A 17565-nucleotide genomic window follows, 5' to 3' on the forward strand; every position below is an offset into this window, starting at 1 on the left:
AGTAGTTTAAAATACCCATGTCTTTTCTTTATATTGCAAATCGTATATTTGCGTATATAAGATGGATATGGGCCTACTGTTAGTCCGTGTTACGTAAGGCCTGAGAACTGATAAGTGGTCACGGCGTGTAGTCCCATATTCATCATACTACCTGCTACTGGACTCGTTAATTATAAAACGAGTTATGAACAAAAAACAAACCACCAAAAACATCATCAAGCCGGCAGATTAGATTTGTTGCGCAAAGTCACTATGCTGACTATCTATTCAAAATGCAATAATGTAGACCATTATATAACCAATTGACGACGACTTAGAATTGCATTTTTTCCATTTTATTTTTTAACTATTGAAAGTTGAATAGGGTGCTTATTGCCTAATTTTTAGCTCTTTATTCACTCTCAGTATAAATCTTTAAAAAATGCAAAAAACTTGCAATAGGGATAGCTATGTGCTGTACCAAAGGAAATTTACTGTCCTAAATCTTGAGTTATATTTTGGTCTTCCATCAAAAACAAACCAAAAAATAAACACATTGAAAAGTTCTATACTACAAATTGAAAACGTTAGACATGATTACGCTTTACAAGAGCATAATCAATCTACGGTTTCATATATAAAAATACATTGGAAGTTTGCGCTATGCATCTTGCTTTCTCCAATGCTCCATGCCTTTAATATACTCATATGCTTATTAAAGGCTATTAAAGTAATTGCGATACCCTGTATCATGATCATTGCAGTATTTCATAGTTTATGTTTATCAGCTCAGACACCCCGCAAGGACAGCGGGGTGAATGGGCAGGTAAAAAATGAGCTTACAGGTGTTGTTTTTTCTTCCACCGATGGTACGCCACTGCAAGGAGTGTCGGTCCGAATCGAAGCCGAAAACTTACAGATTAAAACCTCCAAAGATGGAAGGTTTCAATTGACGGTCCATAAGAAAAGTGGAAAGATCAGATTCTCTTCCATCGGTTTTAAAAGCCAAGAATTCAATTATACCGCAGGAGTATTAATGACTGTGAGATTGATACCTGAAGATCATAAACTAGAAGAAGTGGAGGTGGTATCTACCGGTTATCAGAAAATACCGAAAGAACGAGCAACTGGTTCTTTTGAATTTGTTGACAACAAGCTTCTTAATCGAAAAGTATCTATGGATTTTTTAAGTCGATTGGAAGATGTTGTGCCCAGTGTATCTAGAATAAAGCTTTACGAAGATAGCCGAGGAAAATTACCATTTATGAATATCCGCGGTACAAGTAGTATCAACTCGAATATTTGGCCCTTAATTGTGTTAGACGGAGTTCCTTATCAGGGAGATTTCAATACGATCAATCCCAATGATATTGAAAATGTGACCATCTTAAAAGATGCAGCAGCATCGTCGATCTGGGGTGCACAATCGGGTAATGGTGTCATTGTGGTGACCACAAAGAAAGGAACTTATGAAAAACCTATCCAAGTATCCTTCAACAGTAATCTGACCATTCGCAATAAACCAGACTTATATTACTATCCGCAAATGGCTACATCAGATTATATCGATGTAGAGCAGATGCTTTTTGAAAATGGATATTATGATTCTAGAATGAATAATTTCCAATATAATATTACACCAGTTGTGCAATTATTGAAGAAAAACAAAGAGGGTAAGCTGTCATCGGTAGATATGAATAAGGAATTGGATCGATTACGTAAAATTGATTTTCGTGATGACCTATTAAAATATTTCTATAGAAAAGAGATCAGTCAACAATATCATGTTCAACTAGAAGGAGGAAGTAAAGTATTAAACAGTATTTTTTCCATCGGTTATGATAAAAATTCTAAAAATATTATAAATACCGGTAATAACAGATTGAGCACAAGAAGCTATACAATATATAAGCCCACTAATAACTTGGATATTGGTTTAAGTTTACAATATAATGAGCTTAATGCTAGTGAACCATATGTTAGGCTTGGTTTTTATGAATTTGGTGCTGGATATGGAAACTTTCCCTATATGGAGTTGGCTGATGCAGATGGCAATCCATTGGTCGTGGATGCAATTGCTTTGCATCCTGAGTTTCGGGATACCGTTGCTGGAGGACGTTTGCTGGACTGGAAATACAGACCCTTAGCAGAATTGGATCAAACATCGGTTAAGAACAAGCAACGTGAAGTTCAGTTGAATTTTGATGCCAGCTATAAAATTACATCGTCCCTCAGAATGTCTTTTCTGTATAATTACCGTTATGCTAACACTGATCTGCAAACTTGGAGAGGGATGGGGAGTGTTTATCAAAGAGATATACTCAATTATTATGCAGTTTGGGATAATGAATCGGTTAAATGGAACCTTCCTCTCGGAGATTATTTACAAAAAACGAGTAGTGCTAATCAATCACAGCAGGGTCGTTTTCAAATAGACTTTAATCGTGTATGGCAGGGTAGATATGCTATTTCTATGTTAGCCGGAACGGAGTATAGAGAACAGAATCAGGAGTCCTATAATACTGAATTATGGGGTTATGACCCTGAAACATTGTCTTCAATGCCTGTGGATTACGTAAACAGTCATCCCTATCTGAATGGGAGATATGGAAAACGTAAAATTCGTTCATATTTAGATTACAGCAATTTGATCAATCGTTTTACTTCTTACTTTATTAATGGTTCTTATACTTTAGATAATAAATACATTGTAAGTGCCAGTGCACGTAAAGATGCCTCCAATCTTTTTGGTGTCAAGACTAATAATAGGGGTAAGCCCTTTTGGTCTCTAGGTGCATCATGGCTACTTTCTAATGAAACTTTTATAGGCAACGATGTATTTTCTTTATTAAAGGTACGGACAACTTATGGACATAACGGGAATGTGAATAACAGTACCTCGGCATATCCGATTATCTACCGCTCCTCACAGCCCCATTATTTGACCGGGCTTCCTTATGCGACCATGCAGTCACCTCCAAACCCTTCACTTCGATGGGAAACGGTGGGCATGTTGAATTTTGGTATTGATTTTCAGTTGAGTAACAATCGGATTAGTGGTGCACTTGAATATTATATCAAGAAGCCAAAAGATCTTATAGCAAGTACACTAGTGGATCCGACATCTGGATTTAGCAGTATGAGTATCAATAGTGCCAATCTATTAGGCAAAGGGGTAGATCTATCGCTAAATACTGTTAATGTTAAAAGTCGCTCTTTTGAATGGATTAATAATCTGGTATTTGCGTATAGCCGTACAAAAGTTACGAAGTCTTATGTGGAGGATCCGTTAGGTAAAAATTTTAGTGCTAATGCTTATAGTGCTTTAGTTACTCCTATTGACGGGGCTGATTTGAATAGTGTAATAACTTATAAATGGGGTGGACTTGATCCGCAAACTGGAATGCCTCGCGGCTATATGAATGGTGAATTATCAACCGCTTATTCTCAGATCTATAATGATACGAAAATAGAGGATATGGATAATCATGGCTCTGCATTACCACTGTATTTTGGATCATTACGTAATTCATTCCGGTTTAAAAACATAGACCTATCATTTAATATCAGCTACCAATTAGGACATAAATTCATGCGTAAAAGTACCAATTATTCATTTTTGATTGATCAACGTGTAGGGAATAATGATTTCGCACGTAGGTGGCAAAAACCTGGTGATGAGACGAAGACCGATGTGCCTGTATTTAATTATCCGTCAAATTATTATGCTGATTACTTTTATAACTATTCTTCGGCTTTAGTATTGCCTGCAGACCAAATCAAATTGCGGGATATTCAGCTTGGGTATACACCACAGCTAAGTGATCGGCTTAAGCTGAAAAACCTGCGCTTTTATGCGTACCTGGCGAATATCACGACCATATGGCGCGCTAATAAAATGGGTATTGACCCTGAATATGGTATCAGTACGCCAGATCCATTTTCCTGTTCTGTTGGCGTTAGTTTTAAATTGTAATGATGATGATCATGAAGAAATTAATCTATATACTCACTTTCACATTGCTATGTACGGGCTGTAGCAGTTTTTTAGATGTTAAGCCTGATAAAAAGATGTCTGTACCGCAAACGCTAGAAGATTGTGAGTTATTGCTCAATGACTATGGGACACTGAATATGGCCTATCCGTCCTTGGGTGTGATCGCGGGCGAGGCCTATTATCTGAATTCTGCTGATTGGAATAGCATTGAGGAGTTTGATGACCGGAATGCTTATATATGGTCTGACGAGCCTAGTTTTAAGTCCATGGCTTGGCAGGGATCCTACCGCGTGATCTATATCTGCAATCAGATTATGCAAATATTGGATAAAATGTCTACTGTGGAAAAACAGTCTCTTCGTTTTAAATCTGCATATGGCCACGCTCAATTTCTTAGAGCTTTTGCGTACCAGGAATTGATCGCGATTTATACTTTGCCATATAATGTAAATACAGCAGATAGAGAGTTGGGAGTTCCCATCAGATTAGTACCTGATCTGGATGTGGTCTCCAAAAGAGCATCACTCCAGGAAAGTTACAAACAGGTAATATCCGACTATCAAGCTGCTTTAAGATTGTTGGAGGCAAAAACCACAATACAGACGGGTACTTCTAAATCTGCTGCGTATGCGGGGTTAGCCCGATTATTTTTGGATATGCAAGATTATGATAGCGCTTATCGCTATGCGGACTCCGCGTGGAAGCTTAAACCTTATTTATTGGATTATAATGCACTGAATTTAGAAGCGAGTTATCCGATACCTAAGTATAATAGCGAAGTTCTATTTTCAGCAATGACTGCGTATTCCAATGCATTTGGAAGTTATTATGTTCGTATGAATCCGGATCTAATAGCTAGTTATCAGATAGGTGATCTCCGTAAGCTCGCCTATTTTGAACCCAATGAAGTTGACTTAGCAACTTTTGGATTTAAAGGTTCTTATGATGAAGGACCTGGAGGGGCATTTATAGGGTTTACTAGTAGTGAGGTATTGCTGATCCGTGCAGAATCTGCAGCCCGATTGCAAAAAACAAATGAAGCACTAGAAGATGTTAATCTTTTACGTAAATATCGATGGTCTGATCATGCTTATCCGATTATTACAGAGCAGGAACCAAATCGATTATTAGATACAATTCTAGAGGAGCGGAGTAGGGAGTTGGTTTTTAGAGGAAGACGCTGGAGCGATATTAAACGTTTAAGCGATGATCCACACAGGGCAATATCGATCGAACGGATTATTGACAATAAAACTTACAGTTTACCAATAGGGAGCTTAAAATATGCGATTCAAATCCCTTATAGCGTCATGGAGCAAAACTCGAACATTAAGCCAAATAAAAGATAATTAGCCATGAAATACATTATTTTAAATATATTATTGTTGACCGTAGCTTGGCAATTTAGCTATGCACAGCAAAAAAAAGTGGGCATAAGTAAGCCGCTTCTTGTAGGTAAACTTTTACCAAAAGTTAGGTCCATGCCTATTCTTAATTTCAATACCAAGTCGGTAAATCTGCAAGATTGGAACGACAAGGTGGTTGTACTGGAGTTTTTTGATACGTATTGTGCTACCTGTATTGAAGGAATGCCTGCTCTAGCAAAAGTACAGCAAGAAAGGGGAGATAAGTTGGTTGTGCTATTGGTAACTTGGCAATCCAAAGAAGTGATCGAAAAGTTTTATAGTACTAATGCATTTTTGAAAGAAAAGAATGTGAAATTACCCACTATTGTTGGCGATACTTTATTGCGTCAATATTTTCCGCACAAAGGAGTTCCGCATACCGTTTTCCTATATAAAGGAAAGGTGCAAGCAATAACCTATCCCGACTATGTAAAAAAACAGTTTGTAGATGAATTATACAATAATGGACAAATTCATGTTCCACAAAAAGATGATTTTAAGAGCGAAAAGGTATTTGAGCTTGATGATTCAGAAAACGGAATTATTGGATCAGTTCGAATGACTACCTATCAAGAGGGGCTCAGTGACAAGCCAGGATTGACCATTGTGAAAGATAGTATTACTGGCTTGTATCGTTCATACTTCAATAATGTGGGTATTCTCAATGCCTATAAAGCTTTGGATGCATTGATCAACAAACCAACATTTTTATTAACAGATAAGCGAATAGTCTGGAAGGTGAAAGATCCTGACAAGTATTATTATCGCGAAGGAAGTGGCGGACAACAGTTTTGGTTAACCAAATATGGAATTTGTTATGAAAGAAAGAGTTATGTGGTTAAGGATCTGGCTGAGCAAGTTAAAATAGTGATGAATGACCTGAATAGGTTCTTAGGTTTGAGAGTGTATTGGGATCAATTGGAACGTGACTGTTTAGTTATTCAAAAGAAAGCTTCATCAAATGCCGCTCGAGCAACAATAGAGAACACACAAAAGATGGAAAGTCTAAGTGTCTTGATTTTTTTCATGGACTATTCAGGTAATTTTTTACCGATCGTTGATGAGTCAGGATACAAAGATGCTATTGATATAGGAAGTTACAATAATATAGCTGAATTGAATGAACAGTTGCAATCTTACGGATTGGAGTTGGTTGAAGGAAAGAGGACGATGCAGATGCTGATTGTTGAGGAAGTGCAATAAACAATAATAGGGGGTACTTAACGGTACCCCCTTTGCAACTTCCTATAAATTTAAGGAGTGCTGCGCAATTCTACATTTGGCTCTGCAATACCAGTTTGTAGTGATCTAATCATCTCATCTCTTAGCGCATTTGTAAATACGGGACGACCACTAGCATCTGGAGTAGCATTGATCTGACAAATTTTACCTGTTCCACTACATGGTGTACCACTTGGGGTAGTGTAATCTGCTGCTTTTGTCGGATCTCCATTTGGTTTTAATTGATGCCAACTCATAATTTTATGGTTTTAATTAATAAATGGGTTAATTGTCACATATCGCTTTCGCACATGTGGCCCCATAACTCTACATTTTGGTAAAGCTATCTTCTTGACGGGTACTCCTTTGTCAAGATTTAAGTCTTTTTTGATCTTACCGCTAAGGCGGGGAATGTTGCAAATTTGCGAAGGTATAGTGTGATACCTATCTTATTACATTTTATCATTTTTTTATAAATCTAATATTACCAACCTACTCTTTATTTTTTAACTCTCTAACCATTTTGATTTCTAGCCTTCTCAATTTTCTCCAACCTTCTCACTTTTCTAACTCTTATCGAATCTATTTCAAAGATAGAGCGCATAAGCAGGTAAGCGTTAGGCTGAATGTTGTCTTTGAGTAAGCTATATGTTGTTAGGGGGTGGGTGGTGGTGAATTGGAAATAAAGTACAAAGCTTCCTGTGATCGGGAGGCTTTGTGTGTTCTGAAGCGAATAAGTTTCTGGATAGAGATATACATAGTTGAACTGTTTGTTTGGATTTTCTGCTGGAAAATGACCATTGCGAAGGAGATAGGTCAGTACCTTTTTGTTGATTTTATTGCTGTTGAAGATTGTTTTAGTGTTTGTGATATTGCGCAAGGGATTGTCCTTTCATCTTTTTGAAAAAACGGTTGAGTTCACTTAGCCCTGCGAAATTCAATTCATAGGCAAGACCAGACAGGTTATTGTGGAAATGCTCGTATTCTCGCAATATCCTTTCGACCAGCAGTTCATTGCGGTAGGTTGACAGGCTACAGTGGTAATATTCTTTATGAAGTTTATAGAGCCGGCTGCGGTCTACCTGTACACTTTCTGCAAGGTCTCCGATAAGAGCTTTGTTGCCGTACTGGTCGATAGTGAGTCTCAATATTTCTCGGACATGTTTGATAATAGTAAGCGGTGTATCGATGGATCCGTCTCCCATCATGATTTTGAGCCGAGATAATTTGATCAAGTAAATCTGGTGCCGAATCAAAATATGCTCATTGTCCAACACTTTGGGATTTAGATTCTGAAATATCGCATCGAGCTCGTATTTCGTTAATGTGCCGATCAAGAAATCCACGCTCTGCATCGAAATACTTTTGCCGGTACGCTTTGCCTCCACTAGAGGCATAACAAATTCAAAGCTCCGCGCAATGTTGGGACGGAACAGACCGGCATCGAGTGTGATGCCTCTCACGATGTAATGACCAATGGGTAGGTCTACCTGAAATTCCGCAACGGCTAGGTAGAGATAAGATGCTCTATTTTGGTTCAGGGTTAACTTGATATCAAGCAGCTCATCGTGCATCATCAGTGGCTGCTCACCAATTTCAATCGGATAGCATAGGTGGAGATCTGGTGCATGGGATCGAAAAATGACAGTAGTTGGTTTGTTGATCCAAAATTCGAAATAGTGGAGATAGGCATATCGTCCATCGAAAGTCTGTTCGGCAACCAGGTTGCCGTCAAACTCCCAATAATATGTCTCTGCATTGCGCATGATATAGCTGATTTCTTCTTTTGGGTGCATCACTTCCTTTGCCCCGAAGGGTAGGTTTAAAGTAATGGTTCTTTTCATAATAGGCTTTTGTTAATTTATATCTGGTCAGATTGTTTAGGTCTTTTTTTATAAAGCAACGGAACGCTTACATCGTTCCGTTGCTTTATTTTTCTTGAAATTTTGATGTTCAAATACACATTTACCTGGTATGGCGGGATGGAAATAACATCGATCGCAAGGTCATTTATTAATAGCTGATTACAAAGACAAATTCTCCCTCAGCTTGAAGTGCTTCACCAGTAGCAGCACTGCTGTTAATGGGATTGTGTGACTCACCTCTTTTTACTCCTAACACACTGACACCCGGATCAGGCTTTTCAGGTTTGACCAGTCTTATCGGCAATTCAAGTGTTAAGGTGAGTGTAAGCTGGTTACTTATAACGAAAATAAAATCATCATCCAGTGCATCTAACCATTCTTCCTGCTCGCTTGTAAAGTAAAACATGGATTTTAATGTAAGCCTGAATGACTGCTGAAGTGCTTGAATCTGTTGTTTTTTTTGAAAATCATTTTGTGCGTAAAATTCGAGATACCATACTCGAACACCTTCGGGTGTAAATTCTTTCTTTTCCATTTTAGTTTTGTTTTTTTAAGATTCTTAAATTTCGGTTTACTATTACTGGTTTGCAAATAGTTAAAATGGTTTTTTTACCGAATAGGGAAAGAATAAATACCGAAAAGGGAAAACATAAAATTGATAAAAACAACAAAGTGACTGCTGCAATTTCCTGCGTAATGGATATATTGTTTCCTATTTTTTAATTACGAATGTATTTTGCTTATCTAAGCTCATTTAATTATCTTTGAGTTAATTCTATATTTATGTATAGTATTATCAATTTTATCTTCAACTATTTTTAGTCAAAATTATAACAGAACATTGAAATGTAGTTAACCTCATGTTATGAAGCGAACTGTAAAAAAAACCATGTGGCTCGTATTTATTCTGCTCAGTGTTGCAGGTGGTCTTGTGATGTATCTCATCAATGAGCACGAAAGCTTATTCGAAATTTTAGATGATCAATATCTGATTAAAAATCTAAGTATCAGCATTGCCTCTGTCGCACTTTTTTTGCTAGTCTCTTATCAATCCAGCAGGTTAGTATCGAAGTTTGCTCCATATCATCAGTCAAAAGTGGCGCATTATTCATGGTATTTTGTTTTACAGTTCTTGATCAGTGGGGGCTTAAGTTTGTTTACTGCAATCTTCTCGGCAACGGTGATCGTGTATGCAAATAGCGGCAGATGGTTGGGCAATACCTCTTACTTTAGTGTTGACATTTATTTTGTCCTTTTGTCTACTGTATTTGTTCAGATTGTACTGTTCCTGATTTACTTTTTTGTTAGTAGCGTGCAAGGCCGGCATCGATCTGAAAAGCTTACAGTGCTCTTAGAACCGGAATATATCAAATTACTGCAAGAAGTTGCTGTCCGCAAACTCGAAATGGATAGTCCAGCTCCTGAAAAGCAATATATAGAGGAATTAGATGGCATTGATCTAACCGATATCAATTATATCTATAGTGAACAAAAGATTCGCTACATCCAAAGTGAGGTTCGGGGTAAAACCATGTTTGAAGGGTTGACGCTCTCTGAATTAAGTAAAGTGTTGCCTTCGGATCAATTTTTTTTGGCAAGCCGGCATCTTATTATTAACCGTAGGTCTGTTAAATCTTATAAAATATTGAGCAACTATAATATTGAACTGGAATTAGATCCACCGTTTCATTTAAAAACGACTTTAAGTGAAACAGTAACAAGATTTTTTAAAACCTGGTATATGCGCGGGATGGATGATTTGGCCGATTAGGCGAAAATATAGATTGCAAGTTTGATGGTTTAACTTGCCAGTTCCGGACATTTTGCGCTGGGGCTGGTATCACTATGCTGTTTATCGAACAGCCGCAAACATATTGAATAATGAAAAAATGGTTACTAAATATACTTCAATGTATTCAAGATATCTATCAAATTCTGAAAGAAATAAAAGCGCTCTATAATCAATTTACAATAGTCACTGCTCATCTACAAACAATTATCCGACTCATAGAAAACTTCAATCAACTCGCAGAAGAACGTGAAAAAACAGTTGACACTGATCAGCGCCAGCGCGAGATTAAACTGTTAGATATAGGACAGGTAATGAAAATACTAAATATATCAGAGTCAACTTATTACCGATGGGTGGAGAATGGAGAGCTTCAACCTAGGAAAAAAGGCAAGCGCCACTATTATTATTTATTTGATTTGCAGGATCAAATTGCAAAATGCAAGTTGAAAGGTCGGCTCTAGTTCTTCGACTGCTGTTCGGGAGCGCTTCGAGAGGTGTTCGAGAAGTGTTCGAGACAGGTTCGGGACTTGCTCGGGTGAGCTTCGACTGCTGTTCGACTGGGCTTCGGCAAGTTGCCGAAGCCCAGTCGAACACTTGCCGATAAATGGTCGAAGCAACCTCGAATCAGCCTGCTGACTAGGTCAAACTTTAGTCGAAAAGCAGTCGAATATTTTTGCCTTATGTGTCGCTATTTTTAATATTTACACCTTTTACTTTTCTATTTATGACAGGGAATGAAAGTCGTTCCTATCATGTGCTATCATGCCCTGTCATCACTCGTATTTTCGTGTTTTCGCCCCTAATTTAGCTCTCGATATCAGTAAAAACCGGCATGCAGGTTATAGTGTAAACAATTGAAAATTAGAACAATGGCAAGATTTTTAAAAGGAATTGTAGGAGCGTATTCGGGTAAAGTGGGAAGTGTAGTGGGAAGCTCATGGAGAAGCGTAGATTATGTCAAATCGCTACCAAAATTTACGGGGAAAAAAGCAACAAATGGACAAATTGCTCAGCGCACAAAGTTTGCTCTGGCAGTAGCTTTTTTATCACCGATCAAAGATCTACTCAACCTGGGTTATTCGGATAAGCTGCAGGGCAAGGCGACGGGATATAACAAAGCGCTGCAGGCAGTGCTTAGCAACGGTATCTCGGGTGTCTATCCAAGTCTGGAAATTGACTATTCGAAAGTGGTAATCTCCAAAGGTGCTCTTTCCAATTTAATGGGCGTAGCATGGGCGGAAATTAATGCTGGCGAGCTGGAGCTTTCCTGGTCTCCGGAAATTAACAAGTTCAATGCGTTCGCTGACGATTCAGTAGTGCTTCTTATGTACAATAGGACGAAGAACTTCTTCAGTATTATGGAGTCGGGAACGCGGTTGGATGCGACCTTATCGCTGCCTTTACCGGCAAGTTATTCTGGTGATACTTTGGAAGGCTGGATTTTCACGGGGCACCGTGATGGTGTCAAAACTTCATTGAGTTATTACCTGGGTCAATTGGTATTAGCATAGCATGTAGCTCTGTTTTTAGGGAGGTGGACCCTTGGTTTGCCTCCCTAATCTCTAAAAATCAAATTCCATGAATTTAAAATTAGTCCGTGTCAAACAGGGGAAGGAAAGTACCTTGTCTGAGCTATATCTTAATGACCAGTTTGTCGGATACGGTCTCGAAGATGCTGTCCGTAAAACTAAAATAAAAGGAAGCACTGCAATTCCTGCTGGTAAATACCGGCTTGGCCTGAATACCTACGGCGCGATGAACGCGCGCTATAAGAGAAAATTTCCAAAAATCCACCGTGGGATGATCGAGATCATGCAGATCCCGAATTTTAAGTACGTCTATATCCATATTGGTAATCACATCGGGGATAGCTCCGGCTGTGTGCTCGTTGGAAATAAGATGGCCTTAGTGGATGGTGATTATGAGGTTTATCAGTCTAAAAAGGCGTACGTAGCGCTCTATGAGAAACTGGTGGAGATGATGGTGAACGGAGAGGTGTGGATTAATATTGTGCCTCTTTCACCGGCACAGGGCGAATTACTTTTTCTTGATAAAAAGTAATCAAAAATCAAGACTGCATTCCTTTATGCTATTTCACCTTGAATAGGCTAAATGAATTTAAACTCGTTTCACTCAGACAGAAATTCATTTTTAACGCCTTTTCATCGGTGAAATTACGCAGTCGGAATACTAGGCCTTTTGGATAAGCCTTCGGCTATAATTTAGTGACAGAATAACGAAGTAACTAGTGACGAGGGGGAATGCCTTGCTTACTAACCTACTAACGATCTTACTTCATAACCTTCTAACCACTTTCTAACCTTCTAACATTAAATAAATGAAAAAAATAATTCAAAAAATAAGTGCGGCTTTGCAAGTGGTCTTGTTGGCGCCGATTAAACTGCCGGGAAAGGCATTGAATATTATTAAATACATTGCATTGGGTCTTGGTGTGGTGGAGACGGTACTGGATGATAAAGACAAAAAAGGAGAGGAGCAGTCACCACCACCAGAGCAGATACTTCGGAATAAAGAAAAGGGGGTGCTTGATGAAGATGAATGATATCCGTATCGGTACTTTAGGGGGTACGCTATGTTCCATCTGGGCGAGCTTTTCTCTTGGTGACGTCATGCAAACTGTAATAATGGCGTCATTAGGTACAGTGGTCAGCTATATGACGAGTAGGCTTTTGGGAAGAATGCGACGCAAATAGTCTAAAAGAATAGGCTTATCTATTGTTGGATAAGCCTATTCTTTGTCGATCGTATATTTACTCTGTCAAATACATATCAGAGAAAAAATAGAATTAACATGTAAGACTTCCCGTTTCGTAGATAAATGCCGATAAATAGTACGCATTTGTTCAAAATATTGTTCCAACACGATTACTATCGAGATCATATTCATGTATTTATAACCAGCATAAACCGTAATTTGATTGGAACTGCACTGGATAACTCCAATCTTTTTGCAGCATTTTTTTTATCTAATTAAACCGAATAAAATTGATCATTTTCAGGGTTCCAATTTTGTGTAAATAAAGATGTTTATGTGCTTGCTATATAGATAATCAGATCCTCTTTTAATGCTAAAGAACATTACCTGGGTATCAATTAAATCGATTGAATCATTTTGTATTTTGAGTAATGCTTTATAATTATAACCTTCTTATGTGCTATGTTTTTTTACTGTCTTAACCTATAATTAGGAAGATTATGCGAAATCGTATTTCTAATTAATTTGGAATATTGACTTAGATCAAGATTTTTTATTGATCAAGGTTTTCATGCCAATACGTAATTAATCCAGAAATTTGTATTGTGATTTTGGTCATCATACAATCATTAAGACTGTAGTATGGCCAACATACTTTTTTGTATTTGTGAGAATATGAGAAGAACGCGGAGCATTATTATAATGATAACTTTAAAAAATAAGTATTATGAAAATCAATCAAGTTGGATGGTTTGAATTTGGTTCAGACCAACCGGAAAAAGCAAAAGAGTTTTACAAAAAAATGTTTGGCTGGGATTTTAAAACAAATCCGGATCTGGAAAGTCAAGGATATCAATATGATGGTATTCTTGAACCGGGAAATGAAATACCTACCGGAGGAATGATGCATACAGATGGAAAGATGCCGGAATATGCAGTTTTTTATGTATTTGTGGAAGATGCTGAGAAAGAAATAAAACGAGCACAAGAAAATGGTGGTGAACTAGTGTGGGGACCTGTAACAGATGCCTCCAACATTACTTTTGCACGTTTAAAAGACAATTCTGGAAATCAGTTCGGCATTTTTTCTGTTAAGAAATAATCTTTTATCGTACTTATCAAGAGCCTGCCTTTTAACAATGGCAGTTTTTTTTTAGTAACTTTTTTGGTAACTCACTAACATAATATTACGATTTACAATAATTATCTATTATTTTGTACATTTATGGTAGTTTAACCCGTTGGAGTTTTAGCATATGCATCAGGAAACGCAAGATAAATTTACAACAATGATTGATTTTTTTAATTCAATCATTCCATTGAAGGAAGAAGAAAAGGATTTGATCCGGCAATACTTCCATTTGCGTTTCTATAAGAAGCGAATGTATGTTCTTCAGGAAGGAGACGTCTGTCAGTATCTCAATTTCGTGCTCTCCGGCTGTCTGCGGATGTATAAAGATGATGAAAATAACAATCCACATATCTTACTTTTTGCAACCGAAGGTTCTTGGATCAATGATTTGGATAGTTATTACGAAGAAAAAAAATCGTTGCTGAACATTGATGTTTTGGAAAATGCAGAATTACTCCAGATCAGTCGAGCGGATATTGTAAAGTTGTATCTTAGCGCACCTAAATTTGATAGGATTTTTAGAATTCTCACAGAGAAAAACCTTGTTCTCTTGCAAAATCGATTGTTGGAGAATATCAGTTTGTCTGCTGAGGACCGTTACTATAATTTTTTATCCAATTATCCCGACCTCATCAATAGAATACCGCAGGTACATATAGCATCTTATCTCGGTGTCTCAGCCGAATTTATAAGTCGCTTAAGAAGCCGAAGGGCTAGAAATCCTTTAATGGGAAATTGATCCGGATCAATAGTATTTCTTGATCTGGTTCTACGTCGCGTGAGCAACCTTGTCCGTAAATTTGCATAATAAAGTAAATTTATTTTTATTATGGAAATTGTTAATATAAGTAAGTTGATAAAAACCCTTAATCCAGTAAATGGATGTACTGCAGGGTGTGTATATTGTTATGCACGAAAAATTAACAACAGATTTAAAATTACTCCTGATTTTGAAGTCCCCGAATTCAGTCCACATCGTTTAAAACAGATCAAGCAAACTAAGAAATCCCAAATCTACTTCATGACAAGTATGAGTGATTTCTCAGATTGGCACGAAGAGTGGAGAACAATTGTTTTTGATTACATCAAAGATTTTCCACAGCACATTTTTATATTTCTTACGAAATTTCCAGAACGTATTCATTTCCAGACCGACCTTAAAAATGTATGGATCGGAGCAACAATTACGGCAAAGAATGAAAAACGAAGAATTGATGCGCTGAGAAGCAATATTAATGCTGTAAATTATTTTATCACATTCGAGCCATTGCTTAATAATCTAGGAGAGCTTGACCTGCACGATATCAAATGGATTGTTATAGGTCCGGAAACAGGAAACAGAAAAGGTAAGGTTACTGTTAAAAAAGAATGGGTGGAAAATATTATTAGACAGGTGGATAAGGAGAATGTTTCAGTCTTTATGAAAGATGGTCTTGCGTCTGTTGTAAATTTAGCTGACATCCGCCAGGAATTACCTTTTAATGATGTGGCTGAAAATAAAGAAGAAGAGCTGCAGATTTCATTTGATTTTCAATAGCTAGAACCTTGACGAATAGATCGAATGTTGACCTAGATCAATATTAGAAATTGATTTAGGTCAAGCCGTACTATTAAAACTCGTTCGTAAATTAGTTAGAATTAAATTTTAAGCTTTTCAATATATCAACTAAGAAGTAGACAGAATCTTTTATTTTATAAACAGCATAATGAAAACACGAAGAAATATTGGCGGCTGGTTTGAGATATATGTCGAAGATATGCAACGGGCGATGGATTTTTACCAGTATGTTTTTGATGATGTAAACTTTATTGACCTTTCAAAGGGGGGGAGCCAGATGCAGATGTTTGAATGGGAAGATCACTATCCCGGAGCAGGAGGTGCATTGGTAAAAATGGAGTTTAATAAACCTTCACCAAATGGAACTGTTATTTACTTTAATTGCGATGACTGTGCGGTCCAAGAGGCCAGAGCCCGTGAAAAAGGTGTGGAGATTGTCGCTTCAAAAACGCAACTTCCCCACTTTGGCTTTTCAGCGCTCTTGAGAGATAGTGAAAATAATACGATTGGACTTTACTCACTTAAGTAGAAAAGAATTAGAAGGACACATTTAAATAAATTGATATGAAATTACAACAAATTAGAAATGCAACAATGGTTGTTAATTATGGTGGTAAGAAATTTTTAATTGACCCTATGTTATCCGATAAAGGAACATTACCTGCTTTTCCACATCCCGCAAGTGGTGATGAGCGTGATAACCCTTTAGTAGAACTGCCAGTATCAATAGATGAGCTGTTAGAAGATCTGGATGCCGTATTTTTAAGTCACCTGCATTATGATCATTATGATGATGCTGCAAAAAAAATCCTACCTAAACATATAAAAATTTATGTTCAGGATGCTGCTGATAAAAAGGAAGTTGAATCTGCCGGTTTCACAAATGTTGATGTACTTACTGATGGAACTGAGATAGACGGAATTCAATTATTTCAGACTCAGGCCCAGCACGGATTTGGAGAAACATTAAAATTAGCAGGAAATGTACATGGATTTGTCATGAAGCACATTGAAGAAAAAATATTGTACTTCATTACAGATTCAGTTTGGTATGAAGGAGTACAGCAGGAACTTGAAAGACATACTCCTGACATTGTAGTTGTAAACGGAGGTGACAATCAGTTCGTTGGCGGTGGCCCATTGATCATGGGTAAACAAGATATCAAAAAGGTGCATGAGACTGTTCCTGAGGCAACTTTGGTGGTAAGCCATATGGAGGGTGTAAACCATAATACATTATCTCGAAGAGAATTAAAGCAGTTTCTTGCTGATGAAAATATCTCGGAGAAAGTATTGGTTCCAGATGATGGACAATTTTATGAGTTGTAGTCTAGTATCAACTATGTATAAATGAGAAGATCCCTGTACTTGTTATTGTAAACATGCATAGGGGTCTTTTTTTTAGTAAAAAGGAATTAAATTACTTCCTTTTGCTCCGTCTATGGTAGTCGTGATCTCTAAATTTATTCTTAAACTAAATTTTCCAGACCAAATTGAGCCAGTTGATCAACTATGGGCAGGGTTTTCAATCCTAATTCGGTTAGTGTATATTCCACTTTGGGAGGAACTTGATGATATACTTTTTTAATCACCAATTTATTCTCAACCAGCATATTTAATTCTTGAATGAGCATCTTTTCACTGATGCCGGTCACTGTTCTTTTTAGTTCGCCATACCGCACTGTATTTTCGTTGATCTGAAACAGGATCATCAGTGTCCATTTTCCAGCCAACAGAGATAATGACGCTCTTACAGGGCACCTCTCGTCACAAGGAGCAGTTGATTTTAATTTTTTTTCCATTGATATTCAGCTATTCTAACCATTTGGTAAGTACCAAACTATTTGGTAAGTACTTGTGCAAAAGTAAGTTAATTATTAGATTTGATCAAGATATAGA

19 protein-coding genes are annotated in these 17565 nt (G+C 37.4%); 14 read left to right on the forward strand and 5 right to left on the reverse strand.

The features are described 5' to 3' along the window. Positions 1-421 precede the first annotated feature (421 nt). Genes WH188_RS19340 through WH188_RS19350 form a run of 3 tightly spaced genes read left to right on the forward strand, consistent with a single transcriptional unit; the run spans position 422 to position 6585 of the window. On the forward strand, positions 422-3955 hold the full coding sequence (locus WH188_RS19340) for a SusC/RagA family TonB-linked outer membrane protein (protein WP_339424521.1): 3534 nt from the start codon (positions 422-424) through the stop codon (positions 3953-3955). An 11-nt stretch (positions 3956-3966) separates the two neighbouring features. Next, positions 3967-5325 carry a RagB/SusD family nutrient uptake outer membrane protein gene (locus WH188_RS19345; protein WP_339424522.1) on the forward strand — a complete coding sequence of 453 codons (1359 nt, stop codon included), beginning with the start codon at positions 3967-3969 and terminating at the stop codon, positions 5323-5325. 6 nt (positions 5326-5331) lie between these two features. Next, on the forward strand, positions 5332-6585 hold the full coding sequence (locus WH188_RS19350; protein ID WP_339424523.1) for a TlpA family protein disulfide reductase: 1254 nt from the start codon (positions 5332-5334) through the stop codon (positions 6583-6585). A 50-nt stretch (positions 6586-6635) separates the two neighbouring features. On the opposite strand, the gene WH188_RS19355 is transcribed toward WH188_RS19350, so the two are convergent. The 4 genes from WH188_RS19355 to WH188_RS19370 all read right to left on the reverse strand — a co-directional run bounded on the left by WH188_RS19355 (position 6636) and on the right by WH188_RS19370 (position 9003). Continuing rightward, a complete protein-coding gene (locus tag WH188_RS19355) occupies positions 6636-6860 on the reverse strand; it encodes a hypothetical protein (RefSeq protein ID WP_339424524.1) in 225 nt (74 codons plus the stop codon). A 257-nt stretch (positions 6861-7117) separates the two neighbouring features. Beyond that, positions 7118-7483 carry a hypothetical protein gene (locus WH188_RS19360; protein WP_339424525.1) on the reverse strand — a complete coding sequence of 122 codons (366 nt, stop codon included), beginning with the start codon at positions 7481-7483 and terminating at the stop codon, positions 7118-7120. Next, entirely contained in the window at positions 7461-8447 is a 987-nt protein-coding gene (locus WH188_RS19365) for a helix-turn-helix domain-containing protein (RefSeq protein ID WP_339424526.1), read from the reverse strand. The genes WH188_RS19360 and WH188_RS19365 overlap by 23 nt, the downstream gene beginning before the upstream one ends. Positions 8448-8616: 169 nt before the next feature. After that, a complete protein-coding gene (locus tag WH188_RS19370) occupies positions 8617-9003 on the reverse strand; it encodes a hypothetical protein (RefSeq protein ID WP_339424527.1) in 387 nt (128 codons plus the stop codon). 330 nt (positions 9004-9333) lie between these two features. Here WH188_RS19370 and WH188_RS19375 point away from each other — a divergent pair, with 330 nt between their 5' ends. The 11 genes from WH188_RS19375 (at position 9334) to WH188_RS19425 (ending at position 16995) form a co-directional block, all read left to right on the forward strand. Further along, positions 9334-10239: a LytTR family transcriptional regulator DNA-binding domain-containing protein gene (locus WH188_RS19375; RefSeq protein WP_339424528.1), complete on the forward strand. Its 906-nt coding sequence runs from the start codon at positions 9334-9336 to the stop codon at positions 10237-10239. A gap of 110 nt (positions 10240-10349) precedes the next feature. After that, entirely contained in the window at positions 10350-10721 is a 372-nt protein-coding gene (locus WH188_RS19380; protein ID WP_339424529.1) for a helix-turn-helix domain-containing protein, read from the forward strand. A 408-nt stretch (positions 10722-11129) separates the two neighbouring features. Continuing rightward, the gene (locus WH188_RS19385; RefSeq protein ID WP_339424530.1) at positions 11130-11771 is read left to right on the forward strand and encodes a DUF6266 family protein; all 642 of its coding nucleotides are present in this window, start codon (positions 11130-11132) and stop codon (positions 11769-11771) included. Between the two features lie 67 nt (positions 11772-11838). Then, on the forward strand, positions 11839-12321 hold the full coding sequence (locus WH188_RS19390) for a DUF5675 family protein (protein ID WP_339424531.1): 483 nt from the start codon (positions 11839-11841) through the stop codon (positions 12319-12321). Between the two features lie 277 nt (positions 12322-12598). Next, positions 12599-12823 (forward strand): hypothetical protein, encoded by a 225-nt coding sequence (locus WH188_RS19395; protein WP_168126302.1) that lies wholly within the window; start codon positions 12599-12601, stop codon positions 12821-12823. Continuing rightward, entirely contained in the window at positions 12810-12974 is a 165-nt protein-coding gene (locus WH188_RS19400; RefSeq protein WP_339424532.1) for a hypothetical protein, read from the forward strand. The genes WH188_RS19395 and WH188_RS19400 overlap by 14 nt, the downstream gene beginning before the upstream one ends. A 729-nt stretch (positions 12975-13703) precedes the next feature. Next, positions 13704-14078: a VOC family protein gene (locus tag WH188_RS19405; RefSeq protein ID WP_339424533.1), complete on the forward strand. Its 375-nt coding sequence runs from the start codon at positions 13704-13706 to the stop codon at positions 14076-14078. 187 nt (positions 14079-14265) lie between these two features. After that, positions 14266-14847 (forward strand): Crp/Fnr family transcriptional regulator, encoded by a 582-nt coding sequence (locus tag WH188_RS19410; protein WP_339424534.1) that lies wholly within the window; start codon positions 14266-14268, stop codon positions 14845-14847. 90 nt (positions 14848-14937) lie between these two features. Then, on the forward strand, positions 14938-15645 hold the full coding sequence (locus tag WH188_RS19415; protein WP_339424535.1) for a DUF5131 family protein: 708 nt from the start codon (positions 14938-14940) through the stop codon (positions 15643-15645). 169 nt (positions 15646-15814) lie between these two features. Continuing rightward, positions 15815-16195 (forward strand): VOC family protein, encoded by a 381-nt coding sequence (locus tag WH188_RS19420; protein ID WP_339424536.1) that lies wholly within the window; start codon positions 15815-15817, stop codon positions 16193-16195. 35 nt (positions 16196-16230) lie between these two features. Continuing rightward, the gene (locus tag WH188_RS19425; RefSeq protein ID WP_339424537.1) at positions 16231-16995 is read left to right on the forward strand and encodes an MBL fold metallo-hydrolase; all 765 of its coding nucleotides are present in this window, start codon (positions 16231-16233) and stop codon (positions 16993-16995) included. A gap of 140 nt (positions 16996-17135) precedes the next feature. Here WH188_RS19425 and WH188_RS19430 read toward each other — a convergent pair whose 3' ends face one another. Then, positions 17136-17468 carry a winged helix-turn-helix transcriptional regulator gene (locus WH188_RS19430; RefSeq protein ID WP_108160939.1) on the reverse strand — a complete coding sequence of 111 codons (333 nt, stop codon included), beginning with the start codon at positions 17466-17468 and terminating at the stop codon, positions 17136-17138. Positions 17469-17565: the final 97 nt, after the last annotated feature.

Source organism: Sphingobacterium sp. MYb388 (assembly GCF_037479535.1).
In the GTDB taxonomy this organism is placed as follows: domain Bacteria; phylum Bacteroidota; class Bacteroidia; order Sphingobacteriales; family Sphingobacteriaceae; genus Sphingobacterium; species Sphingobacterium anhuiense.